At 66.5% G+C, this 22,809-nt stretch carries 19 protein-coding genes; 5 read left to right on the forward strand and 14 right to left on the reverse strand.

Annotated elements, in window-relative coordinates; all coding sequences use genetic code 11:
* Window positions 1-6 precede the first annotated feature (6 nt).
* The gene (locus ACZ5BH_RS08060) at window positions 7-1,035 is read left to right on the forward strand and encodes an IS110 family RNA-guided transposase (RefSeq protein ID WP_464891200.1); all 1,029 of its coding nucleotides are present in this window, start codon (window positions 7-9) and stop codon (window positions 1,033-1,035) included.
* A 499-nt stretch (window positions 1,036-1,534) separates the two neighbouring features.
* Here the strand turns inward: ACZ5BH_RS08060 and ACZ5BH_RS08065 are convergent, their stop codons facing one another.
* From ACZ5BH_RS08065 to ACZ5BH_RS08090, 6 genes are all read right to left on the reverse strand, one after another.
* Window positions 1,535-2,629, reverse strand: coding sequence for an FIST signal transduction protein (locus ACZ5BH_RS08065; protein WP_464888748.1), 1,095 nt, complete (start codon window positions 2,627-2,629; stop codon window positions 1,535-1,537).
* A gap of 97 nt (window positions 2,630-2,726) precedes the next feature.
* Entirely contained in the window at window positions 2,727-3,614 is an 888-nt protein-coding gene (locus ACZ5BH_RS08070) for a phosphoribulokinase (protein ID WP_464888749.1), read from the reverse strand.
* A 177-nt stretch (window positions 3,615-3,791) separates the two neighbouring features.
* The gene (gene purD / locus ACZ5BH_RS08075; RefSeq protein ID WP_464888750.1) at window positions 3,792-5,075 is read right to left on the reverse strand and encodes a phosphoribosylamine--glycine ligase; all 1,284 of its coding nucleotides are present in this window, start codon (window positions 5,073-5,075) and stop codon (window positions 3,792-3,794) included.
* Window positions 5,076-5,403: 328 nt separating this feature from the next.
* A complete protein-coding gene (locus ACZ5BH_RS08080; RefSeq protein WP_464888751.1) occupies window positions 5,404-5,994 on the reverse strand; it encodes a hypothetical protein in 591 nt (196 codons plus the stop codon).
* Window positions 5,982-6,344: a hypothetical protein gene (locus ACZ5BH_RS08085; RefSeq protein ID WP_464888752.1), complete on the reverse strand. Its 363-nt coding sequence runs from the start codon at window positions 6,342-6,344 to the stop codon at window positions 5,982-5,984. The genes ACZ5BH_RS08080 and ACZ5BH_RS08085 overlap by 13 nt, the downstream gene beginning before the upstream one ends.
* Before the next feature lie 217 nt (window positions 6,345-6,561).
* A complete protein-coding gene (locus ACZ5BH_RS08090) occupies window positions 6,562-7,194 on the reverse strand; it encodes a hypothetical protein (protein ID WP_464888753.1) in 633 nt (210 codons plus the stop codon).
* A 196-nt stretch (window positions 7,195-7,390) separates the two neighbouring features.
* Here ACZ5BH_RS08090 and ACZ5BH_RS08095 point away from each other — a divergent pair, with 196 nt between their 5' ends.
* Window positions 7,391-7,744, forward strand: coding sequence for a hypothetical protein (locus tag ACZ5BH_RS08095; protein WP_464888754.1), 354 nt, complete (start codon window positions 7,391-7,393; stop codon window positions 7,742-7,744).
* 96 nt (window positions 7,745-7,840) lie between these two features.
* On the opposite strand, the gene ACZ5BH_RS08100 is transcribed toward ACZ5BH_RS08095, so the two are convergent.
* Both ACZ5BH_RS08100 and ACZ5BH_RS08105 read right to left on the reverse strand, forming a co-directional pair.
* A complete protein-coding gene (locus ACZ5BH_RS08100) occupies window positions 7,841-8,284 on the reverse strand; it encodes a hypothetical protein (RefSeq protein ID WP_464888755.1) in 444 nt (147 codons plus the stop codon).
* Window positions 8,285-8,286: 2 nt separating this feature from the next.
* Complete coding sequence (locus tag ACZ5BH_RS08105) at window positions 8,287-10,311, reverse strand: LTA synthase family protein (RefSeq protein ID WP_464888756.1); 2,025 nt, start codon at window positions 10,309-10,311, stop codon at window positions 8,287-8,289.
* Between the two features lie 116 nt (window positions 10,312-10,427).
* On the opposite strand from ACZ5BH_RS08105, the gene ACZ5BH_RS08110 reads away from it, so the two are divergent.
* Complete coding sequence (locus ACZ5BH_RS08110; RefSeq protein WP_464888757.1) at window positions 10,428-11,807, forward strand: purple acid phosphatase family protein; 1,380 nt, start codon at window positions 10,428-10,430, stop codon at window positions 11,805-11,807.
* 124 nt (window positions 11,808-11,931) lie between these two features.
* Entirely contained in the window at window positions 11,932-13,077 is a 1,146-nt protein-coding gene (locus ACZ5BH_RS08115) for a GGDEF domain-containing protein (RefSeq protein WP_464888758.1), read from the forward strand.
* Window positions 13,078-13,408: 331 nt separating this feature from the next.
* Here the strand turns inward: ACZ5BH_RS08115 and ACZ5BH_RS08120 are convergent, their stop codons facing one another.
* The 6 genes from ACZ5BH_RS08120 to prmA form a co-directional block, all read right to left on the reverse strand.
* Complete coding sequence (locus tag ACZ5BH_RS08120; protein WP_464888759.1) at window positions 13,409-15,328, reverse strand: methyl-accepting chemotaxis protein; 1,920 nt, start codon at window positions 15,326-15,328, stop codon at window positions 13,409-13,411.
* 251 nt (window positions 15,329-15,579) lie between these two features.
* On the reverse strand, window positions 15,580-17,145 hold the full coding sequence (gene purH / locus ACZ5BH_RS08125) for a bifunctional phosphoribosylaminoimidazolecarboxamide formyltransferase/IMP cyclohydrolase (RefSeq protein ID WP_464888760.1): 1,566 nt from the start codon (window positions 17,143-17,145) through the stop codon (window positions 15,580-15,582).
* Window positions 17,146-17,315: 170 nt separating this feature from the next.
* On the reverse strand, window positions 17,316-17,612 hold the full coding sequence (fis, locus tag ACZ5BH_RS08130) for a DNA-binding transcriptional regulator Fis (protein WP_464888761.1): 297 nt from the start codon (window positions 17,610-17,612) through the stop codon (window positions 17,316-17,318).
* Complete coding sequence (dusB, locus tag ACZ5BH_RS08135; protein WP_464891208.1) at window positions 17,609-18,595, reverse strand: tRNA dihydrouridine synthase DusB; 987 nt, start codon at window positions 18,593-18,595, stop codon at window positions 17,609-17,611. The genes fis and dusB overlap by 4 nt, the downstream gene beginning before the upstream one ends.
* A 281-nt stretch (window positions 18,596-18,876) precedes the next feature.
* Complete coding sequence (locus ACZ5BH_RS08140) at window positions 18,877-20,745, reverse strand: DUF3426 domain-containing protein (protein ID WP_464888762.1); 1,869 nt, start codon at window positions 20,743-20,745, stop codon at window positions 18,877-18,879.
* Between the two features lie 59 nt (window positions 20,746-20,804).
* Window positions 20,805-21,683: a 50S ribosomal protein L11 methyltransferase gene (prmA, locus tag ACZ5BH_RS08145; RefSeq protein ID WP_464888763.1), complete on the reverse strand. Its 879-nt coding sequence runs from the start codon at window positions 21,681-21,683 to the stop codon at window positions 20,805-20,807.
* A 431-nt stretch (window positions 21,684-22,114) separates the two neighbouring features.
* On the opposite strand from prmA, the gene ACZ5BH_RS08150 reads away from it, so the two are divergent.
* The gene (locus tag ACZ5BH_RS08150) at window positions 22,115-22,678 is read left to right on the forward strand and encodes a TetR/AcrR family transcriptional regulator (protein ID WP_464888764.1); all 564 of its coding nucleotides are present in this window, start codon (window positions 22,115-22,117) and stop codon (window positions 22,676-22,678) included.
* Window positions 22,679-22,809: the final 131 nt, after the last annotated feature.

Here is a 22,809-nt window from a genome sequence, read left to right on the forward strand (position 1 = left end):
GAGACCATGAGCAAGATTACGACGGTTGGACTGGATTTGGCAAAGCACGTGTTTCACGTGGTGTGCTGCGACGAGCGGGGCAAGGTGGTGCGCAAGCGGATGCTGAGGCGAGGGCAGGTGCTGGCGTATTTTGCGAACCTGGAGCCGGTCCTGGTGGGGATGGAAGCCTGCGCGAGCGCCCACTACTGGGCGCGGGAGCTGCAGGCACTGGGCCACGAGGTGAAGCTGATTCCGCCGCAGTACGTGAAGCCGTTTGTGCGGGGGAACAAGCACGATTACAACGACGCGCTGGCGATAGCCGAAGCGGTGGTGCGGCCGGAAATGCGGTTTGTGTCGGTGAAGACACCGGAGCAGCAGGACATCCAGGCGCTGCACCGTCTGCGCGAGCGCTGTCTTGCGGACCGCACGGCGCTGGTCAACCAGATACGGGGTCTGCTGGGGGAATACGGGATTGTTCTGCCCAAGGGGGTGAATACGCTGCGGCGTCGCCTGCCGGAGGTGCTGTCGGAGGCGGAGAATGGCCTGAGCGAGTGGTTTCGGCAGCTGTTGTGGGAGAGTTACCGGCGGTTTCAGGAGCTGGACGCGCACATTGCGTTTTACACCCGGGAACTGGAAGGCTACAGCCGCCGGAACGAGGCGGTGAAGCGGCTGCGGGCGATCCCGGGTTACGGGCCGGTGGTGGCGCCGGTTTTCTACAGCCAGATCGGCGACGGCCGGGCCTGGCGGCGGGGACGGGATGTGTCCGCATCCCTGGGTCTGGTGCCCCGCCAACACAGTAGCGGAGGGAAGGAACGGCTGCAGGGGATCAGCAAGCGGGGAGACGGCTATCTGCGCAGTCTGCTGGTGCATGGAGCGCGGTCGGTGGTGAAGGCGGCGGCGGGGAAGGATGACCGGCTCAGCCGCTGGATCAACCGGATCCGGGCGGAGCGCGGCTACAACAAGGCGGTGGTGGCGCTGGCCAACAAGATGGCCCGGATGGGGTGGGCGGTATTGAGGAACAAGACGGAATACCGGGCGGATTACCGCCCGGTCTGAAGGCGGGCAGGGCCCGCGAGGAACGATTTGGAGAGTTAGCCTGCCGACGATTGCGAAGACGCTGTGGCGAGCGATGACAAACAGGTCAGACCGGCGTATCGAAAACCTGCTTGAGCCGTAGGCTGGGACAAGCCGCTAGGGCGATTAGGACGATACGCGCAGATCTCATCGAGGCCAGAGGCGCAAAAAGCCTCACAAACAGGCCGGATATACGAGCGCAATCCTGTCCCTGTCGAAGTTTGGTACAACGTCTTGCAAAACGGGAGGAGACCATATACGGCTCAAGCGTAGCGGAGCCGCCATCTCGGGATGACACGATTTTTGCCTGCGGAAGGAACACGGAGGGCACGGAGGACACGGAGTTTCATTTTGGTTGTCCCGTAGCCATGACACCGCTTGTGTCGCCGGTAAAACGGTGCTTCGACTGCTCGCTCCCCCTTGCTTTTCTCCGTGAGCTCCGTGCCTCCGTGCCCTCCGTGTTCATTACACTACCCCGAAATCACAGGAACACCGTCAGTACGCCCGTGTAGCCGTACAGCCGCTGGCCGGCGATTTCGCCGGCGGCGTAGAAGCCGGTGAGGGGCACGTCGCCCAGGGCGTCGCGGAGGATGGCCATTTCGCGGCCCGGTTCGCCGAACAGGTGGCGGCCGCGGCCGAGGCAGGAGAAGTAGAGGCCGCCCCGGGGCGTGCGGCCCTGCAGGCGGCGTTGCACGTCGGCGAGCATGCGGTCCAGGTCTTCCCGGGCGCTGCGGCCGTCACGGCGGCAGAACATGATGGGGCTGCCGGGTTTGAGGTGTTCGCCGATGGCCAGCAGGCCGTTTTCCGGATCGATGCCGATGATGTTGCGCACCAGGTAGTCGGCGGTGTCGGAGCCGGCCACCGGGAAGCCGGCGAAGATGTAGCCGGCGGCGCGGTCGATGTCGCGGGCCAGCACTTCGCCGATGTCTTCCTTGAACACCTCCAGGGCCGGGCGGCCGTCGATGGTGATGGCCATGTGCTGATCGGCTTCGGTGAGGGTGCGCACCGGCCCCAGCGGCGAGACGCCCTGGGTGACGCCGGTGACCACCTCCGGTTCTTCCAGGATCACGCCCGAGAGGCCGCCTTCCACCACGCCGTTGGCGATCTGGTAATAGTGCCTGGCGGAGGAGGTGATGCCGCCGACCAGGTAGCCGTGGCCGAGTTCCTCGGGCAGGCGGGCGATAAGTTCCGGCAACCGGCCGTTGCGCGGATCGCCGTGCACCACGGCCAGGCGCAGGCCGCTGTCGGCCGGGGCCGCGGGCAGGGGATGTTCGGGCCAGTCGAACAGGTGGAAGCGAGCGGCGGGAAAGTCGGTGAGCAGCAGGCTGATGGCCGGGGTGTCCTCGTATTCGGCGCCGGTGGCGAGGATCGCCTGGCCCAGGCTGCCCACCCAGTGGGCGACGCCCGAGCGCTCGCGCAGGCTGCGCACCAGCTCGCCCAGCACGTCGGCGAAGTGATCGCTGACGTACACGAAGCCCAGGGTGGCGTCGTGAAGGTCGCCGCACTGGGCCAGGCAGTCGTCGAGGGCGGCGGACCAGTCGGCATTGGCGCTGTGGCCGAGCTTGAAACTGTGCATGGGGCGGACTCCGGTTGGGCGCACCATCCTACCCGTCCCGCGGGCAAAGAAAAACCGGGGAAATCCCCGGTTTTTCGTGGTGAGACCGAAGCGGGACTCAGCCCTTCTTCTTGTTCTCGATCAGTTCGTGGATCTTCGGCGCCAGGATCAGCTCCATGGCGAAGCCCATCTTGCCGCCGGGCACCACGATGGTGTTGCGCCGCGACATGAACGAGTTGGGGATCATGTTGAGCAGGTAGGGGAAGTCCACGCCCTTGGGATCGCGGAAGCGGATCACCACGAAGCTCTCGTCGGGCGTCGGGATGTCGCGGGCGATGAAGGGGTTGGAGGTGTCCACCGTGGGCACGCGCTGGAAGTTGATGTCGGTGCGCGAGAACTGCGGCGTGATGTAGTGCACGTAGTCGTCCATGCGGCGCAGGATGGTGTCCACGATGGCCTCGGCGCTGTAGCCGCGCTGGGCGTTGTCGCGGTGGATCTTCTGGATCCACTCGAGGTTGACGATGGGGGTCACGCCCACCAGCAGATCGGTGTAGGCGGCCACGTCCACGTCACCGTCCACCACGCCGCCGTGCAGGCCTTCGTAGAACAGCAGGTCGGTCTCCTCGGTGATTTCCTCCCAGGGAGTGAACTCGCCGGGCTTGAGGTTGGTGCCGAGGCGGGCGTTGTGCTCGGCGGCCTCTTCCTCGCTGTGCAGGTAGTAGCGGCGCTTGCAGTGGCCGGTTTCGCCGTAGGTCTTGAAGGTCTCGGCCAGCAGATCGAAGTGGTTGGCTTCCGGACCGAAGTGGCTGAGCTGCTTGCCCTGCTTGGCGAACTCGGCGATGGCGTCCTTCATGGCCGCCCGGTCGTAGCGGTGGAAGCTGTCCCCTTCGATGATCAGGGGGTTGATGTGCTCACGGAAGAAGATGTGCTCGAAGGCGTTCTTGACGGTCGTGGTGCCGGCGCCGGACGAACCGGTAACCGCGACGACGGGATGCTTGGCGGACATGGATGCTCCTCAACGATTTCTTGAACAATGGAATTCGCTTGCCTGGTGGACGCCGGTCACCGCGCAGGCGGGACGGGCATCGTGCAAAGATCGCTATTCTAGCGGAATCCCGGAAATTTTTCCCGCAAAACCCGTTGACGGGAATTGTTGACAAATCGGCGCCAATCGGCTCCGTTTTCAGGCTTTTTCCCGCTCGATGGCCCGGTAGCCGATGTCGGTGCGGTAGACCATGCCGTCCCAGTGGATCTGCTTCACCAGTTCGTAGGCCCGGTCCCGGGCGGCCCTGACGGTCTCGCCCAGGCCCACGGCGCACAGCACCCGGCCGCCGGCGGTGACGATCCGGCCGTCCTGCTCGGCGGTGCCGGCGTGGAAGACCTTGGCGTCCTCGGTCTCCTCGGGGATGCCGGTGATCACGTCGCCCTTGCGGTAGGCGCCGGGATAGCCCTCGGCCGCCAGCACCACCCCGAGGGCCGCGCGGGGATCCCAGTCGGCGGTGACCGTGTCCAGCCGGCCGTCGAGGGCGGCCTCGCACAGGGCCACCAGATCCGAACGCAGGCGCATCATGATGGGCTGGGTTTCCGGGTCGCCGAAGCGCACGTTGTACTCGAGCACCTTTGGCGTGCCGTCGGGGGCGATCATCAGCCCGGCATAGAGAAAGCCGGTGTAGGGATGGCCTTCGGCGGCCATGCCGCGGACGGTGGGTTCGATCACCTCGCGCAGGATCCGGTCATGGATTTCCGGCGTGACCACCGGCGCGGGAGAGTAGGCGCCCATGCCGCCGGTATTGGGGCCCGTGTCGCCCTCGTAGCGGGCCTTGTGATCCTGGGAGGTGGCCATGGGCAGGATGTGTTCGCCGTCCACCATGACGATGAAGCTGGCCTCCTCGCCGGTCAGGAATTCCTCGATCACCACCCGGTGGCCGGCCTCGCCGAAGGCATTGCCGGCCAGCATGTCGCGCACCGCGTCGATGGCTTCCGCTTCGCTTTGCGCCAGGATCACGCCCTTGCCGGCGGCCAGGCCGTCGGCCTTGACCACGATGGGGGCGCCCTGCCGGCGGATGTGGGCGATGGCTTCGTCCACGTCGGTGAAGTTGCCGTAGGCGGCGGTGGGGATGCCGTGGCGGGCCAGAAAGTCCTTGGTGAAGGCCTTGGAGCCTTCCAGTTGCGCCGCGCCCCGGTCCGGCCCGAAGCAGCGCAGCCCGGCGTCGCGGAAGGCATCCACCACCCCGGCCACCAGCGGCGCCTCGGGGCCGACGATGGTCAGATCCACCGCCTCCCGGCGGGCGAAGTCCACCAGCGCCGGCATGTCCTCGGCACCGATGGCCACGTTTTCGAGCTTCGGCTCGCGGGCCGTGCCGGCATTGCCGGGGGCCACGAAGACCGTCTCCACGCGGGGGGATTGGGCCGCCTTCCAGGCCAGCGCGTGTTCGCGGCCGCCGCCGCCGATGACCAGTACCTTCATGTCGGATTGCCGTTGCGGATCGGGGATATTTCGGGACCGGCACTATGCCGATTGGAGGGAAACCCGTCAAGGGCCGGGCGCGCGACAGTGCACCAGCCATGAAGGCTTCGTGCTTGTAGCGAAGATTGAGCGATGTTTCGGAACAGCCAGCTAAATCAGGCGCTTGGCAGGTTATTGAAAAACACCGTTTCTCGGCAGCCGGTGTGTGATGCACGGAGGCATTGCCATTTTCAATGATGCTGGGTCATTGAAAATGTGAGGGCACGAGAAACCGCGTTTTCCATTCCCGAGTGGGAAAAGCCCGGGGATAGGCTTTTCCCGCGGACTGTCAGGGGGGCGGTGCGAACCGCATATGGGAGAGCAGGTTTTTCCAGGTTGTATCGGTGATGTGTCCCGCGATCTTGTACAACCTGGCGTGATTGTCGGCAGCGATGTAAAGCACATTCGATGCTGGATCGGGGTGTATCACACGCCAGACGGTGAGCTTGCCATGCTTGGCGACGGTGACGCTGGCCGAGGCATCGAAACCCAGTGCCGCAAAAAAAGATTGCAGTTCGGCTTCCTGGGTGTCGTGGCCGAGTCGGTGCAGAAGATCAGGGAGTGTCAGGATACGGTATTTGCGGTCGAGGTCCTTTCGTTTCAGTGCCTCCATTATCGGGGATGAAGGTTCGTGAAGCAGATAAATTCCATTTTTCGCCGATTCGGGATCAGGCAGCAATACCAGACCGGGCAGTCCGGTATCGGGTACCAGGATGCGTCCTGCCAGGGTGACAGGAATCTGCATTGCGAGGTGGTCAAACTGGATTCGCAGACAGTTCTCGCAAGGTGTCGGCGTTGGCCACGGTATGGATTGTGGTACCGGAGTGGCCGTGGCAAGTTTGGCAAGCAAGACGAAAATCGCGCAGATTAGCGTACGCATGGCACAATGGCTCCGGTGGCAAAGTCGTTGGAAGAGGCGAGCCGCAATGCCGTGTTCCAGCGCGAGATGACGGTTCTTGCGCAGGTTGTTGACAGTTCGAGATCGCGGAGACGATTGACGGCAACACGGCCCAGGGCGCGCGCAAACCAGGATATGGTCGGAGGGCCGGCAGGCGGGGGTGGTACCCAGGCCAGCGCATCGGAGCAGCGCATGGAAGTACACAGCATGGTTCCAAAGACCTGGGCGACGCTTTCATTGACTTCTCCCCGCCAGCCGGGGAGTCCGCCGGCTTTGTAGAAGGCATCAATGAGGTCGCGAAGGATCTGCTTTTCTTCCGCTGAGGCAGGCATGTAACAACCTCCTTGTCGTATTCACGAGTTTCCTGTGGGGTCACGTTGACCGCTCAGGATCTTCGGCAGAAATGATTCCCTTGTTGGCAGGCTGTTGAAAAAGCTCACGGATGGGCTTTTTCAACAGCCTGTCGGATGCGACGTTAATTCGGAAGAGAGGCAGCGTCAATCCCTTCGTTCAAGGGAGACGATCGGATTTTGCAGGTTGTGAACATGGTCACATTTGCGTTTCGAGCCTGCTGCGGCTTGATGTGGGCTGAGGATGAAATGCGAAACGGGTCTGCTGGAACTCGCTGTCCCCATCGCAGCGTGGCCAGCCGTAGCCCCAGCGCCAGGGCAGGCCGGTGCAGGGGCCGCCGCCGATGCGCACGGCGAGGTACATGGCCTGGGCGACGCTGTGGATCAGGGTGTCCAGTTCGGCGGGGGCGAGTCCCAGGCGGGCGGCCCAGTCGAGGCGCTGGCGGGCCACCGTGTCCACCACGCACTGGCGCAGGGCGCGATCGGCGGCCAGGCGGCGGGCGTAGCCGTTGACGCCGGGGCCGCGCCAGTAGGCCCGGTCGTGGGCCACGCAGCAGGCTTCCCAGGGCGGGCGGGTGCCGATGCGGTGGGCCAGATCCGGCACCCGCCGGGCCAGCAGGGACCAGCCGGCGGACAGGCCGCCGCTGCAGCCGTCGCTGGCGAAGCGGTGAATGGGCACCGGCAGGCGCCGCTGCAGCCAGGCCAGGCGCGCCATGCGCGGCGCTTCAAGTGGCGCAATCACGTTCTCGAGCATGGCGTCGCCGGGACTGTCGGCCCGGGTCGGGGCCGCCGGCAGCAGGAGGAGAAGCAGGAAGCAGAGAATGACGGCCATGCTTGCGCTGTCAGAAATGTCTGTCTAGAATCGGCGGGCCCGGTCAGGATGTCCCGGGTTCAATCAGGGAAAAACGCTCGCACAGGGAACAGGGACGAACTGGTGCCATTGCCTCCACGGCCCCCGTGGCCGGACATTGCCTGCCCGTTCCTTCCCCCCGTCCCTGGCGTGCCCAACTCACGACAAGGAGCATATCATGCTGGGAAAACTCAAGGAAAAGGCCGGTGACAAGATGATCGGCAAGGTGGTGGAACAGGTGGCCCCCTCCCTGCAGCCACACCTGGAAAAGCTTCAGCAACTGGACCCGCAGCAGGTGAAGGACGACGGCCTGTACCGCGAGAAGGTCATCGATCCGGCCCTGACCGCCGTCAAGGTGGCCAGCTCGGGCGTGGCCGGTCTGATCCCGGGCTTCGACGGCCGTTTCGCCAACGCCCTCATCAAGGTGCGCGACGAGCTGCTGGTGGTGGATCAGGACAAGGTGGCGCTGGTGGAGGATTTCGCCGGCCGGCTGCCGAACGTGCTGATGGAAGGGTTCCGTCAACCCGCCTGAGGTCCGGGCGCAAGCCGCAAAGACAGAGGCCGGATTTTTCCGGCCCCTGTCGCGTGCGCTTTTGCCCCACGGCGATGCGCCACGCGGCGCGCAGGGTTACTTCTTCTCCGTCACGTCCACGCCCTGGGCCTCGCACCAGGCCTTGAGGGCTTCGTTGGTGCGCCGTTCCTGGTAGTCGAACCATTCCCGGATCAGGCCGATGTCTTCCAGATGATCCTTGAAGCGGTGCCAGCCGCCGCGCCGGCGCAGCGTGTCCAGGGCCCATTGCACCTCGTCCGGCCGGTGTTCGGCCATGAAATCGAGGGCCAGTTCCCGGCCGAGGTCGAGTTCCTGGCGGGTGGGAATGGGCACGTAGCGGGGATTGTCGTCGATGTCGTCGGGCGGCGGGGTTTCGTCGTCGATGACGCCGTCACCTGAATAGACGATGAGAACGCCCTTTTCGAGGTCGAGCCAGGCGCCGGCGCCGGGTTCGCCCCAGCCGTCGTGCAGCTGGCTCTGCATTTCATAGGCAAGCCAGAGATCGTCGAGATCGACAGCCATGCTCATTTCTCCGTCGTCAATGGTGCCCGGGCGCGCTTGCGTCCGTTGTGATAGCGCATCCAGCGGGCGGTTTCGAAGATCCCGCGGGTGAGGGACTCCATCCGGCGCGCCACCTCGGGATAGCGCTCGATGACGTTGGCGGTGGCGTCGGTCGAGTCGAGGTGGGCCAGCAGCTTGTTCTGGCCGTTTTCCAGCATGCGGAAGTAGAAATCCTTCGACAGCAGGCCGATCTCGGGGATCGGGCTGTGGGTGATGGTGAAGGCATAGCGGTCGCTGTCGAAGCGGGGATCGAACAGGCTGCGGCCCAGGGTGGTGTTGACGTAGGCCGGCGCGGCGAGGCTGGCCAGCGAGGGCAGCAGATCCACTTCCGAGGCGATGCGGTCGTCGCTGCGCGGGGGCAGCAGCGCGGGGGCATGGAACAGCAGCGGCGTGTGATGGCCGGTGAGGATGAACTTGCTCTCGAAGGCCGGGGTGTGTTCGCCGCCGTAGCCGGTGATGCCGTGATCGCCGTAGAACACGAAGATGGTGTTGGCATACCAGGGTTGCTGGCGGACCAGCTTCATGAACGCGCCCACGCTGTAGTCCATGAAACGGAAGGAGTTGTATTCCTTCTCCGAGATGAATCCGGCGCGCTTGTAGGCGGCGGGATCGTGATGTTCCAGCCGGAAGTCGCCGTGATCGTCGGGAATGGTGTAGGGCCGGTGATTGCCCGAGGTCTGGATGATGGCGAAGAAGGGTTTGGCCGACCGGCTCAGGGCGGCGGTGGCCTCGCGGAACAGATCGAGATCCGAGATCCCCCACACGTCGATGCGCGGGGATTCGTAGCTGCCTTCCTCGTACACGTGCAGCCCCGGGATGTTGTGCTGGAGCAGGCCGCGGATGTTGCCCCAGTTGGCGCTGCCGCCGAGGAAGTAGAACTTTTCATATCCCGTGAAGGCATTGACCAGGGTGTGCTGATCCACCACCAGCGGGTTGCGGCTGGAGGTCTTGTGGGTCTCCACGTCGGGCAGGCCGGTGATGGCCGCCCACACGGAGCGGGCGGTGCCGGTGTGGGGCGCGTAATAGCGGGTGAAGGAGACCGATTCCCGCGCCAGGGCGTCGAAGTTCGGTGTCGGGTTCAGCGGATTGCCGAACAGGCCGGTCTTGTAGCTGGCGAAGGATTCGAGGAACACCATCACGATGTTGGGCCGCTGCGCCGCCAGCGGGCCGGGGGTGGTGACGATGCGCCGGAAATCGAGGCGCTGGGGATCGGGGTGGGTGACGCCCAGCCAGCGGGCCAGTTCGGGATAGTGTTCGCGCACCGCCTGCTCGTCGAAGCGCACCTCGCGGTTCTTGAGGGTGTTGGCGAAATACAGGATCGGATTCATGGCCACCGCCGGGGCGAAGGCATGGGGCGTGGCGAAGGCCTCGGACCAGCGCAGCGGATACCAGGAGAACTTGCCGTAGAGGCCGAACACCACCAGTACGAAGGTCACGAACACGGTGAGCGCCTTGCGCCAGCCGCGCAGGTGCGGGTTGGCGTAGGTGGCGGCGCGCCACAGCAGATGGTGCAGCAGGGCCACGTAGGCGGCGATCACCAGCGCCAGCCCCAGCAGGATCCAGACCACCGGATAGGTTTCCCAGACCATCTGCAGCGAGGTTTCCAGGTTGTAGGCGAAGCGCAGCACCGTGGCGTCCATCGGCGTGTGCAGATAGGCGAAGTAACCGAAGTTCATGAAATAGAACAGCAGGACCGTGGCCATCACCAGGGCCAGGTAGGCGAACCAGAGATTGCGCCGCCAGGGCGAGGTGAAGGGGCTGAAGGCGCGAAAGCCGCCGAGCAGGAACAGCGGCAGCAGCAGGAGCAGGGTCAGACGCAGATCGTACTTGAAGCCCAGCCACAGGCCATGCAGCAGTTCCCCGCCGGGGATCGGATCGGCCGGATTGCGAAACCACAGCCAGAACGCCAGGCGCAGGAGCATGAACACGGCCAGGTTGAGGGCCGTGAGGTTGACCAGAAAGTGCAGCAGGCGGGGCAGTCTTTGCATGGTTTTGACCGGCGGGTTGGGTAACGGATTCTACCAGATCGCGGCCGGCGCCAGCGGACGCGGCGGGCGGCTTGTGTCACAATGAACTGACAGACCCGCGAACCGTCGAATCGTTCATGCCCCGACTCGCCCGATTGCTGCCGCCGCCCGGTCCCGCCCGCTGGTTCCTGTTGCCCGTCTATGCCCTGGTGCTGCTGCTGGCCCTGTATGCCGTGGGCCGGCCCATCCATGTCTGGCTCGGCAACTTCTACAGCGGTCCCCGGGCGCCCTACCTGCAGATGCCGGCGACCACGGCCATGACCCTGCGCTGGCAGACGGCGCAGGCGGAAACCGGCGTGGTGCGCTATGGTCTGCGGCCGGATCGGCTCGACCGGCAGGTGCGCGAGGCCGGGCCCCGCGAGTCGCACCGGGTGCGGCTCACCGGCCTGCAGCCCGATACGCGCTATTACTACGCGGTCGGCCATCCCGGCGGCGATCGCTATGCCGGCGCCGGCTACACCTTCCGCACCCTGGCCGCCTCCCCCGCGGTGCCCGTGCGCTTCGCCGTGCTGGGGGATCCGGGCGATCCCACGCCGCTGCAGAAGAAGGCCCGCAACGCCCTGACCGCCTGGCTCGAACGCCAGGCCCGTCCCGGCCGCCCGCGCCTCGATCTGCTCCTCACCACCGGCGACAACGCCTACCGATCCGGTACCAACCGCCAGTTCCAGCAGGGGTTCTTCGAGCCCTATGCCGGCCTGCTGCGCCAGGTGCCGGTGATCCCCGCCTACGGCAATCACGATGCCCGGCGTCACGTCTTCTTCAAGCTGTTCGACTTTCCCGCCCACGGGGAGTCGGGCGGGCTGCCCTCGGGCAGCGAACGCTGGTTTTCGCTGAACGACGGCCCGCTGCACCTGGTGGTGCTCGATTCCACCAGCGAGCCGCTGCGCCCCGATCATCCCATGCTCGACTGGCTGCGCCGGGATCTGGCCGCCAACGATCGGCCCTGGACGGTGGCTGTGATGCACCATCCCCCCTATACCCACGGCTCGCACGATTCGGACAGCCGGCGCGACAGCCACGGCCGCATGTTCGAGATCCGCGAGCATCTGCTGCCCGTCCTCGAGGCCGGCGGCGTCGATCTGGTGCTGGCCGGGCACAGCCACATGTACGAGCGGTCGCACCTGCTCGACTGCCACTATGCCACTTCGTCCCGGCTCGATCGGCAGGCTTCGCTGCGCCTGCCGGAAACCGACGCGTCGCCGATGCGTTATCGCAAACGCCCCGGCCCCCATGGCGGGACGATCTATGCGGTGGTGGGCGCGTCGGCCAGGGCCAACCAGGGGCCGCTGGATCATCCGGTGATGGCGGTGAGCGAGGCTCGCGTCGGCGTGCTGGTGGTGGACATCAGCGGGGACACGCTCACCGGCCGCTATCTGCGCGCCGACGGGAGCCGGGGCGATCACTTCCAGCTGACGCGGGATCCGGCCGCAGCGCCGTTCGCCAACGGCTGCCAGTGAGCGCAAGGCGTGTCGGCGATCCCGTTTTGCGATCCCGGCGCTTGAATTCCCGCCGGCCAAGTCGATAGATCTCGGGCAACCCGTCATCTGCGACGGCCTTCGGAGCCGAGGAACGGTCCTGTTCATGAAGCGCGTCATCGACACACTGTGGCAGTTCGCCAGCCGGGGGAACCGGCCGGGGCTTTCGCCCGAGCAGTGCCTGCGGCAGTCCCTGCTGACCCTGATCGTGCTGTTCGTCACGATCCTGGCCCTGGGCTGGGGGACGCTCTACCTGTTCGCCGGCTATCGCCTCTCCGGACTCATCCCGCTGGGCTATGCCGTCGTCTCCGCGCTGAGCCTTGGCGACTATTTCCTGCGCCGGCGCTTCGCCTTCTTCCGCGACAGCCAGTTCCTGCTCATCTTTCTGCTGCCCTTTGCGCTCATGTGGAGCCTGGGCGGGTTCGCCAACAGTTCGGCGGTGGTCATCTGGGCGCTGTTCTCGCCGCTGGCGGCGGTATTCTTCGCCGACATGCGCTCGGCGCGGCGCTGGCTCGCCGCCTTCGTGGCGCTGGTGGGGATCAGCGGCTTGCTGGATGCGCGGCTGAGCGCGCAGGCATCGCCCATGCCGCCGGCGCTCAACACCGCCTTTTTCGTGCTCAACCTTGGCTTCGGCAGCGTGGGGATCTTCCTGGTACTGTTCTACTTCGTGCGCGAGAGCGAGCGCATGCGGCAGGATCTGGAAGGGACCAACGACGAACTGGCCGATGCCTACCGTGAACTCAAGCGCAACGAGGCGCGCATCCACGAGCTGATGCTGCGCGATCCGCTGACCGGCGTCTACAACCGGCGGGCGCTCGGCGAACGCCTGGCCGAGGAACTGGCCCGCAGCCAGCGTTTCGGCCACCCGCTGGGGCTGCTGATGATGGACATCGATCACTTCAAGCGCATCAACGACCGCTTCGGCCACCTGGCCGGGGATCAGGTGCTGATCGGCATCGCCCGCTGTCTGCGCCGGCACGTGCGCAAGAGCGACTTCGTGGCCCGTTACGGCGGCGAGGAATTCGTCATCCTGCTGCCGGAAACCGATGCTGAGGGCGCGCGCCGTTTCGCCGAACGCCTGCGCGCGGCCATCGGGGTACTGGAATTCGGCGAGATCCCGGCGCCCTCGGTCAGCATCGGTGTCGCGGCCAGCCGCGAGGACGACACACCCGACCGCCTCCTGCAGCGGGCCGACGCCGCGCTGTATGCCGCCAAGCGTGGCGGACGCAACCGGGTCGAAATGGCGTCCTGATCCCGCAGGAACCAATCGCCTGTCGGGGCGAGGTTATTAAACCTGACAGTTGCATAAATTGAAGTACGGAATCGCTTCTTTTCCGGCAATCGTCTTGTGGATGGGACATTCCGGGCTGTCTTCTGGAACGCTCCAAAAGTGAAATCCAGTCGTGCCCTTGTAGGTCGGCCTCAGCGTGCCCCTTGGGTATCAGGCCGACATGTCGGGCTAAAGCCCGACCTACAGCGCCGATTTTTTGCAACGATCAGGTCGTGTTACCCCGAGATGGCGGCTCCGCTGCGCTTGAGCCGCCCTGCGGGCTGCTTGGGCCGACAGCCTGCCAGGGCGGGGGTTACAGCCGGAACTGGCCCACCAGGCGCTCGAGGCGGATGGCCAGATCGTTGAGCGATTCGCTGGCTCGCGCAATCTGCCCCGCGCCTTCGGCCGTCTGCTGCATCAGTTCGTTGATGTTGATGACGTTGCGGTTGATTTCCTCGGCCACGGAGGTCTGCTCTTCGGCGGCGCTGGCGATCTGAAGATTCATGTCGGTAATGGTGCCCACGCGGCCATCGATGGTCTCCAGGGCGGCGCCGGCCCGGTTGGCGTGTTCCACGTTGTCGTTGACCTGTTCCCGGCTTTCGTCCATCACGCGCACGGCTTTCTGCGCCTCGGCCTGCAGCCGTTCGATCATGTCCTGGATTTCCTGGGTGGATTGCTGGGTGCGCGACGCCAGGGTGCGCACCTCGTCGGCCACCACGGCGAAGCCCCGCCCCTGTTCGCCGGCGCGCGCGGCCTCGATGGCCGCATTGAGGGCCAGCAGGTTGGTCTGTTCGGCGATGTTGCGGATCACGTCCAGCACCGAGCCGATGTTGATCGACTCCTGTTCCAGTTTCGTCATCACCTCGCTGGCGGTGCCGATGTCACCGGCCAGGCGCTGGATGCCCTGGCTCACCTTTTCCACCACGGCCCGGCCCTGCCGGCTTTCGTCACTGGCCACGCGGGTGGCGTCGGCCGCTTCGCCGGCATGCCGCGCCACTTCCTGCACCGTGGCCGTCATCTGGTTCATGGCCGTGGCGACCTGTTCGGTCTCCATGCGCTGCCGTTCCACGCCGTCGTGGGTGGCTTCGGTGATCGCCTGCAGGGTGCCCGCGGCGCCCTTGAGTTCGTCGGTGGCCTGGGCGAGTTGACCGACCGTGCCATGGATCTTCCCGGCGAAGCGGTTGAAGGCCTCGCAGAGGCGGCTGATTTCGTCCCGCCCCTGGCTGGGCAGGCGCCGGGTCAGGTCCCCTTCGCCGGCGGCGATGTCGTCCATGGCGCGCACGGTGTCCCGGAGCGGGCAGGTGATGCTGCGGCTGATGAACCCTGCTACAGCCAGTCCGATCAGCAGGGCGATGGCGGCAATGAGTAGGGTGCTGTTGCGCAGGCGCGCGATGGCGTCCACGTACTGTCGACGATCCAGGGCGATTTGCAGCACCCCCACGGGTTTTCCGCTGAAGTCCCGGATCAGGCGGTTGTAGTAGGTGTAGGGGGTGTCGCCCAGGCGCTTGCGATCGAAGACCGTTTCGCCGGTGAAGGCGGCGGCGAGTTTTTCGGGGTTGGCATCGAGCAGCGATTCGTCGCTGGCAGCGAAAGGCGCGAAGTGGCCATCGCGCTCCACGAACAGGCCCACTTCCACGCCGTAGTTTTTGCGAAATCCGTCGAAGAAGGGCTTGCCGAAGGACATGCCCATTTCCACCGAGCCGATGTGCCGTCCGGCATGGAAGACCGGCACGATGCCCCGGATCCCCAGGCCGGCGACGCCTTTCTCCAGTCCCTGCACCGGTTTTCTGTCGCGGTTGGTGGTCAGCACCGTGTGCCGGAAGCCGGACAGATCGTCACCGAACTTCTCGGGTTTGTGCGCGCGCAGGAACGAGGTGGCCGGCGGCAGGTGGAACTGGAACTGGCGCACGGCATAGGCGTCCTTCAGGTGCGCGAACAGGGGCACCGTGCGCCGCGCCAGGGCCTCGCGGTCGCCGGCGGCGAACTCGGCCTGGATTTCCGGCATGCGGGCCACCAGATCGCTCATGGCCACGGCCTTGGCGCCGAGGGAGGCGATTTCGTCCCGCGCAGCCTTGTAGAGATTCTGGAGTTCACGCTCCTCGGCCTGCTCCACCAACCGGGTGATCTGGCCGAGCACCACCGGAATGATGATCCCCAGAACCAGGATCAGCAGGCCGCCGATGCCGACGCCCAGGCGCCGGCCGATGGAGAAATTGCGCAGGAAACCGTTCATGAGCGAGCCACCGTGTCTGTCGAAGTGCGAAGTGTTGCACTCCATAGCGGCGGAAGCGGGAAGAGCTTGACACCCTATGACCGCAATGATTTTCAGGATGAGTGATGCCGGCGGGAATCAGCGGTAGCACAGGGGCCGGCCGAGGTGGGTAGCTGGTGGCCGGGAAGGGCGTGGGTGAAACGTCGCGAAATGGTGCTGACACAAACGGCAGCGGTGTGGGGCCGGCAAAAATCTGATCCGGCTGCGCCGAATCAGTGCCGAAAATGCCGCATCCCCGTGAACACCATGGCGATGCCGTGTTCGTCGGCGGCGGCGATCACTTCCTCGTCGCGCATGGAGCCGCCGGGCTGGATGACGGCGGTGATGCCGGCCTCGGCGGCCTGGTCGAGGCCGTCGCGGAAGGGGAAGAAGGCATCGGAGGCCATCACCGCGCCCTTGACTTCGAGCCCGGCGTGTTCGGCCTTGATGGCGGCGATGCGCGCCGAGTTGACGCGGCTCATCTGCCCGGCGCCGACGCCGATGGTCATGCGCTCCCGGCCATAGACGATGGCGTTGGACTTGACGAACTTGGCCACCTTCCAGGTGAACAGCAGATCGGTCATCTCCTGTTCCGTGGGCTCGCGCCGGGTGACCACCTTGAGTTCGTCGTAGAGGGCGAGATCGGCGTCCTGCACCAGCAGGCCGCCGTTGACGCGCTTGAAGTCGAGGCGCGGGGCGGCCTCGGCCGGCCACTGGCCGCAGGCCAGCAGGCGCACGTTCTTCTTTTCGGCCACGGCGGCGGCCGCCGCGTCGCTGACCGCCGGGGCGATGATCACTTCCACGAACTGGCGCTCGACGATGGCCCGCGCCGTGTCGGCATCCAGCGGCTGGTTGAAGGCGATGATGCCGCCGAAGGCCGATTCGGGATCGGTGCGATAGGCGCGGTCGTAGGCGTCCAGCAGGTTGTCGCCGAGGGCCACGCCACAGGGGTTGGCGTGCTTGACGATCACGCAGGCGGGGGCCTCGTCGAACTGCTTGACGCATTCCAGCGCCGCGTCGGTGTCGGCGATGTTGTTGTAGGAGAGGGCCTTGCCCTGGATCTGGTGGGCGGTGGCCACACTGGCCTCGGCCGGCTCGGCCTCCACGTAGAAGGCGGCCTTCTGGTGCGGGTTCTCGCCGTAGCGCATGCCCTGGGCATGGTGGAACTGGCTGTTGAAGGTGCGCGGGAAGTCGCGACGGTTGCCGTCGGGGTCGATGGTGCCCAGGTAATTGGCAATGGCGCCGTCGTAGCGGGCCGTGTGCTCGAAGACCTTGACCGCCAGGTCGAAGCGCAGGGTATCGCCCACGCCGCCGTCGTGCCGGCGCATCTCGTCCAGCACCCGGGCATAGTCGTCCGTCTCGACCACCACGGTCACGGCGGCGTGGTTCTTGGCCGCGGCACGCAGCATGGTGGGGCCGCCGATGTCGATGTTCTCGATGGCGGTGGCCAGATCGCAGTCCGGGTCGGCCACCGTCTTCTCGAAGGGATAGAGGTTGACCACCACCAGATCGATGGGCGGGATGCCGTGCTCGGCCATCACCGCATCGTCGATGCCGCGCCGCCCCAGCAGACCGCCGTGGATCTTCGGATGCAGGGTCTTGACCCGGCCGTCCATCATTTCGGGAAAGCCGGTGTAGTCGGACACTTCGGTCACCGGAATGCCGGCCTCCAGCAGCAGCCGGGCCGTGCCGCCGGTGGAGAGGATCTCCACCCCGTGTTCTGCATGGAGCGTGCGGGCGAAATCGACGATGCCGGTCTTGTCGGAAACGCTGATCAGGGCGCGGGTGATCTTGGACATGGTGTTTTTCCTGGGTAGCGGAAAAGTCGGGAATGTTTGATCCGGCCAGAACCCTCCGTGTAGGAGCGGCGCAAGCCGCGACAGGGAAGGTCGGTTGCCGTCAGAAAATAGGCCACTCTGTCGCGGCTTGCGCCGCTCCTACAGGGGCATGACCGCCCTGGCGGGCGCTGTCAGTCGTGCAATCCGTACATCTTGAGCTTCTTGCGCAGGGTGCCGCGGTTGATGCCGAGCAGGGCCGAGGCCTTGCTCTGGTTGCCGCCGGTGTAGTCCATCACGGCGCGAAACAGGGGTTCTTCCACTTCCGCCAGCACCAGCCGGTAGAGTTCGCCGGTGGGGTGGCCGTCGAGTTCGGCGAAATAGCGGGCCATGGCCTCGGCCACGCATTCACGCAGGGGGCGGGACGGGGTTTCGCTGATCAGGGTCTCGGGGCTGACGGGGGCGGGTTCGATATGCAGGGCTTCGCTCATGCGGCCATTTCCTCCCGGTAAATCAGTTTGTCGAAGAAGTCCCGGGTCATGGCCAGCTGTTCCTGCGCCGATTCGACCCGGTTGACGAGCTGGCGGAAGGCGCCGCCGTGCGCCTGTCCCTTGCTGTACCAGCTGATGTGCTTGCGTGCCACGCGCACGCCGGTGTATTCCCCGTAGAAGGCGTACAGGGTTTCGAGGTGGCCGAGGAGGATGTCGCGCACCTCGGCCAGGGAGGGCGGGGGCAGGGTCTCTCCCGTGCGCAGGTAGTGGTCGATCTCGCGGAAGATCCAGGGCCGGCCCTGCGCGGCACGGCCGATCATCACCGCATCGGCGCCGGTGTATTCGAGCACCTGGCGGGCCTTCTGCGGCGTGGTGATGTCGCCATTGGCCACCACCGGAATGCCGATGGCCTGCTTGACCTCGGCGATGGTGTCGTATTCGGCCTCGCCCTTGTAGTGATCGGCGCGGGTGCGGCCGTGGATGGCCAGCAACTGCACGCCGGCGTTCTCGGCGATGCGGCCGATGGTCACGGCGTTGCGGTGCGCGCGATCCCAGCCGGTGCGGATCTTCAGGGTCACCGGCACGTCCACCGCGGCCACCACCGCCTCGAGGATGGCGGCGACCTTCTTCTCGTCCCGCAGCAGGGCCGAGCCGGCGGCGACGTTGCAGACCTTCTTGGCCGGGCAGCCCATGTTGATGTCGATGATCTGGGCGCCCTGATCGGCGTTGACCCGGGCGGCCTCGGCCATCATGGCCGGTTCGGTGCCCATGATCTGGACCGAGCGGGGCGCGCTTTCGCCATCGTGGGCGGCCCGGCGGCGGGTCTTGGCGCTGCCCCACAGCAGCGAGTTGGAGGAGACCATCTCGGAGACGGCCATGCCGGCCCCGAGCCGCCGGCAGAGCTGCCGGAAGGGCAGATCGGTGACCCCGGCCATGGGCGCGAGGATCAGGCGGTTGGGCAGCTGGTAGGGGCCGATGCGCATCTCGTGTTCTGTTGTTATGGGCAGGCCGCGCCGGCGCGACCGGCGGGGTGGCACATCATACTCTTTCCCCGCAGGCCGTAAAAGCGGTCGGCGCCACAAATCGCCCCGACACCTGGCTCGGGATTTGCTAGGCTGCAATCCGGGTTACCCCCTGTCGTAGGTCGGCCTTCAGGCCGACAAGGGTCTTGCACCGATCGCATGTCGGGCTTGATGTCGGCCTGAAGGCCGACCTGCATGATGTGCCCTGACATGGGGCAATGTCCGGTCTGGCAGACCGTTCGTCAGGGCCGCACGGCCCGGGCCTGGGCCGAGGGCAGGAAGCGGAATTCGAAGTTCACCGCGTCCTGGCCGGGATTGAGGACCTCCAGGGTGACGCGGACCGGTTGGTCGGGACGCATCAGCAGGAAGGGGTGCCAGTAACTGCCCAGGTATTCCCGCGGCCGGAAGCGGCGGCGGGCCACCACCGTGCCGGCCAGATCGGAGAGGGTGATTTCCATGTCGGGGAAGGGCTGGGCGAAGGGCGCCCGGTTGACCAGGGTGGCCTGGATCAGCAGCGCCCCCGGCGTGCGGGGATGGTCGCGGATGTCGCGGCTGGCGAGCTGGATCCGATCCACCGCTACCGGCCCCTGGTACTGGCAGGGCAGGCGGCTGCAGACCAGTTCCAGCAGGGGCTGCAGGGAGGGCACGGCATTGGCGATCTCGGTGCTGCGGAACACGGCGAGCTGCACGCCCAGGACCGCCAGCAGGAGCAGCACAGCGAGGATCTGCAGCCCGAAGCGCAGGGGGTGGTGGACGGGCCCTTCGCTCACCAGCTGTTCGCGCAGGGGCAGGGGCACCTCGTCCTCGGGCATCATGCCTTCGTTGAGCTGGCTGGCCGGATCGATGAGATCCAGCACTTCCGCCGGCTTCACCGACTCCGCCCGCTTCGGCGGGGGGGGGTCGGCGGGGGGGGCGGTCTCGGGCAGGGGCTGGCTGAGGGCGTCGTCCAGCTCGGCCAGGAACCGGGACGCGAAATCGTCACCGGCTTCCTGCTTCGGCGGCGTGGCCGGGGGCTCGTCCGGCCTGGGCGGCTCGGTGTCCTCGGCAAGCTGGGCATTCATCTCGGCGATGATCTCGTCGATGTGCTTCTCCTCGGCCTGCAGATCCTCCGGATCCACGTAGGCATAGCGCCCGGGCTCGGGCACCGTGACGGGGGGCGGTTCATCCTCCGCCGACGCCGCCGGGGGCTCCGCCTCGGCCGGGGGTTCGGCCGCCGGCGTTTCCGGGGCCTGGAACAGGGCTTGCGGGGCGAACGGCGCAGCCTCCTCGCCGCTTGCGTCCCGCCCTTCGGGCGCCGGGGAAAGGGCGGGCTCGGCCGGCGCCGCGCCGGGCGCTTCGTCCGCCGCCAGTGCGGCCAGGCGCTCGCGCTCGCCGCGCATGTCGATCACCGCGGTGTCGGCGTCCTCTTCCTCGTCGTCGAACAGGAACTCGTCTTCTTCATCCGCGTCGCTGGCCGCCTCCGTGTAGGCTGGCGTTTTCCCGCTCAGGGGCACGCCGGCATGGGGGGCGAAGGGATCGGGTGCGTGGGTCAGATCGATGACGGCCGTGTCTTCCTCCGGCGTGTCCTCCTCGAACAGATCGATGTCGGCGTCATCCGCCTCGGGGGGCGCGACGGGCTCGTGCACGGGGGCATGGAACTCCGCCGGGGGCGCGTCGTCCGCGGCGGCCTCGCCCGGCGCGTCCAGGTTCAGCGCCTCCCAGTCGTCGTCCATGTGGATGACGGCGGTGTCCTCCGTTTCCGCGTTGGCCTCGGTGAGGGGGGCTTCTTCCTCCGCGGCGGGCGGTGGGGGCGCGAACAGATCCAGATCGGGGCCGCTGGATACAGACGGGCGCCGGCGGGGTTCGGCGGTGGGGGAGGGTGGGGGGGGTGTAGGACGGGCGGCGGGTGTCTCGGGCGTGGCGGCGGGTTTCGCCGGCGGGCGCTCGCCGCTTGCGGGCGCGGGCCGCGAGTCCGCCGCCGGGGGGCTGCTGCCGGGCAGGGTCTCGTGCAGATGGGCCCGCGCGTTGAAGATCTGCGAACAGGTGCCGCAGCGCACCTTGCCCTGGGCTACGGCCAGCTGGGCCTTGGTGATCCGGAAGCAGGTCTTGCAGTGGGGGCAGCAGGTGAACATCCGTCGCGTGTCGTAAATCCCTGAAAATCAGGGGTCAGTATAAGAACCTGCTGAACTTTTCACAAACGGCGGCCGGCCAGGCAGACCCATTCCTCCTCCTGCGCCACCCTGGCGATGTCGAAGGCCCCGGCATAGGCCTCGCGCACCGCGTCGGCCTGTTCGGCGAGGATGCCGGAGAGGACGATGTCGCCGCCGGGATGTACCAGTTCCGCGAGGCGGGGCGCCAGCGAGACGAGCGGCCCGGCCAGGATGTTGGCCAGCAGCAGATCGGCCGGCTCGCCCGGGAAATCGCCGGGCAACCAGGCGGCGATCCGATCGGCCACCGCGTTGCGCCGGGCATTGTCGGCGGTGGCCAGCAGGGCCTGGGGATCGGTGTCCACGGCGTGCACGTGCCGGGCCCCGAGACGGGCCGCGGCAATCGCCAGGATGCCCGAACCGCAGCCGTAGTCGATCACCGTGCGCGCCCGGGGCGGCTGGGCGTCCAGCCAGCGCAGGCACATGGCGGTGGTGGGATGGGTGCCGGTGCCGAAGGCCAGGCCGGGATCGAGACGAATGTTGACGGCACCCGGATCCGGCGGCGCCGTCTCGCCGGGAACGATCCACAGGCGCTCGCCGAAGCGCATCGGCCGGAAGTCGTCCATCCAGGCGCGCACCCAGTCCCGATCTTCCAGGGGGTTCAGGTGCCAGTCGGGCAGGGGGGCCGGGGCCAGGGCCGAGGCCAGCGCCCTCAGCACGGCCTCGATGTCGGCGTCGGCCTCGAACAGGCCCACCACCCGGGTCGCTCCCCACAGGGGCGTGGCGCCGGGGGGCGGTTCGAACAGCGGTTGATCGGCCGCATCCTGCAGGGTCACGGCACAGGCGCCGCTGGCGCTCAGCAGATTCGACAGGCGCTCCGCGGTCTCGGGAGTGGATTCCAGTTCCAGTTGCAGCCAGGGCATGGGCACACGTTACGTTCTGCAAACAGGGAATGCAACGTCACGGGGGTTGACGGCAATATCCATACCGTCTACGGTAGATAGTACCGAACGGTACTAGCCCGGATATTGCACCATGTCGAGGGCGGGCGGTTATACAAACTATTGAAAAGCAATGGCATATTGAGGATTATCGGTTTGTTTTGGCAAACACATTTTGTTCCTGCCCGCCCTCTGCGCCGGCCCTTGCGGCTTTGGTGGCAGACCGTCCCTGGTCTGCCCCCTGCGGGCGCGCTTTGCGCGACCCGTTTCGTTCCAGACGAAACGGTCGCTCGCGCTCGCTTGCGCTTCACGAAAGCCGTAGCTATGGCTACGCCTTTCGCTCCAGCGCGGCGCGAGCGCGGCTGCAAAGTCCGCAATCATCCGGCGCCCATGGTGCAATATCCGGGCTAGCCATGCAAAACAACCGGGAAAAAGTCATCCAAACGGCCCAGCGCCTCCTGCGCGAGCAGGGCTATCACGCCACCGGCATCCAGGCGATCCTGGCCGAGAGCCGGGTCTCCCGATCCAACCTGTACTACCACTTCCGCTCCAAGCGGGAACTGGCCGAAGCGGTGATCGCCCGCTGGCGGGAAGGGCTCGAGAAACAGTTCGCCAGCACCGTCGCCGGAGAGTCGAGCTACCGGCGCCAGGTGGAGCGCTTCGTGCAGCTGTTCATCGACATCCAGGAAAGCGATACCTTCGCCGTCTGTCCCTTTGGCCGGCTGGCCATGGAGCTGGGCGACAGCGAGCCGGAATTGCGCAGATTGATCAACCAGGTGTTCGACAGCTTCCGCGATGCCCTGGCCGATCTCGTCGCCCGGGGCGTGGACGCCGGTGAGTTCCGGCCGCAAACCGACCCGCGCGCGCTGGCCAACGCCCTCCTGGTGGCCATCGAGGGCGGCATCGTCCTCAGCCGGGCCCAGGGCCATGCCGAAGCTATGAAGAGCGCCTGCCGGCTGATTCTGGAATGTGCCTGACACGTTTTGCAGCGACCGTCCAGCCCGGCGATTGCACCCGCGGTGCCGGATGATTGCGGGTTGACCACGTTCGCATCGGGCTGGATAAAGCCGGGGAAGGGGTTATCCATGGGCGTTTAGGCATGACCGGT

It is taken from the genome of Thioprofundum lithotrophicum (genome assembly GCF_055387065.1).

Excerpts from the sequence above, each read along its gene's own strand:
- ACZ5BH_RS08100 (WP_464888755.1), bottom strand. The coding sequence starts at position 8,284 with ATGGCTGTCGATCTCGACGATCTCTGGCTTGCCTATGAAATGCAGAGC.
- purD (WP_464888750.1), bottom strand. The coding sequence starts at position 5,075 with ATGAAGGTACTGGTCATCGGCGGCGGCGGCCGCGAACACGCGCTGGCC.
- ACZ5BH_RS08085 (WP_464888752.1), bottom strand. The coding sequence starts at position 6,344 with ATGCCTGCCTCAGCGGAAGAAAAGCAGATCCTTCGCGACCTCATTGAT.
- ACZ5BH_RS08095 (WP_464888754.1), top strand. The coding sequence starts at position 7,391 with ATGCTGGGAAAACTCAAGGAAAAGGCCGGTGACAAGATGATCGGCAAG.
- dusB (WP_464891208.1), bottom strand. The coding sequence starts at position 18,595 with ATGCGCATCGGCCCCTACCAGCTGCCCAACCGCCTGATCCTCGCGCCC.
- ACZ5BH_RS08140 (WP_464888762.1), bottom strand. The coding sequence starts at position 20,745 with ATGTTCACCTGCTGCCCCCACTGCAAGACCTGCTTCCGGATCACCAAG.
- ACZ5BH_RS08115 (WP_464888758.1), top strand. The coding sequence starts at position 11,932 with ATGAAGCGCGTCATCGACACACTGTGGCAGTTCGCCAGCCGGGGGAAC.
- ACZ5BH_RS08080 (WP_464888751.1), bottom strand. The coding sequence starts at position 5,994 with ATGCGTACGCTAATCTGCGCGATTTTCGTCTTGCTTGCCAAACTTGCC.
- ACZ5BH_RS08105 (WP_464888756.1), bottom strand. The coding sequence starts at position 10,311 with ATGCAAAGACTGCCCCGCCTGCTGCACTTTCTGGTCAACCTCACGGCC.
- fis (WP_464888761.1), bottom strand. The coding sequence starts at position 17,612 with ATGAGCGAAGCCCTGCATATCGAACCCGCCCCCGTCAGCCCCGAGACC.
- purH (WP_464888760.1), bottom strand. The coding sequence starts at position 17,145 with ATGTCCAAGATCACCCGCGCCCTGATCAGCGTTTCCGACAAGACCGGC.
- ACZ5BH_RS08090 (WP_464888753.1), bottom strand. The coding sequence starts at position 7,194 with ATGGCCGTCATTCTCTGCTTCCTGCTTCTCCTCCTGCTGCCGGCGGCC.
- ACZ5BH_RS08150 (WP_464888764.1), top strand. The coding sequence starts at position 22,115 with ATGCAAAACAACCGGGAAAAAGTCATCCAAACGGCCCAGCGCCTCCTG.
- ACZ5BH_RS08065 (WP_464888748.1), bottom strand. The coding sequence starts at position 2,629 with ATGCACAGTTTCAAGCTCGGCCACAGCGCCAATGCCGACTGGTCCGCC.
- ACZ5BH_RS08070 (WP_464888749.1), bottom strand. The coding sequence starts at position 3,614 with ATGTCCGCCAAGCATCCCGTCGTCGCGGTTACCGGTTCGTCCGGCGCC.
- ACZ5BH_RS08110 (WP_464888757.1), top strand. The coding sequence starts at position 10,428 with ATGCCCCGACTCGCCCGATTGCTGCCGCCGCCCGGTCCCGCCCGCTGG.
- ACZ5BH_RS08060 (WP_464891200.1), top strand. The coding sequence starts at position 7 with ATGAGCAAGATTACGACGGTTGGACTGGATTTGGCAAAGCACGTGTTT.
- prmA (WP_464888763.1), bottom strand. The coding sequence starts at position 21,683 with ATGCCCTGGCTGCAACTGGAACTGGAATCCACTCCCGAGACCGCGGAG.
- ACZ5BH_RS08120 (WP_464888759.1), bottom strand. The coding sequence starts at position 15,328 with ATGAACGGTTTCCTGCGCAATTTCTCCATCGGCCGGCGCCTGGGCGTC.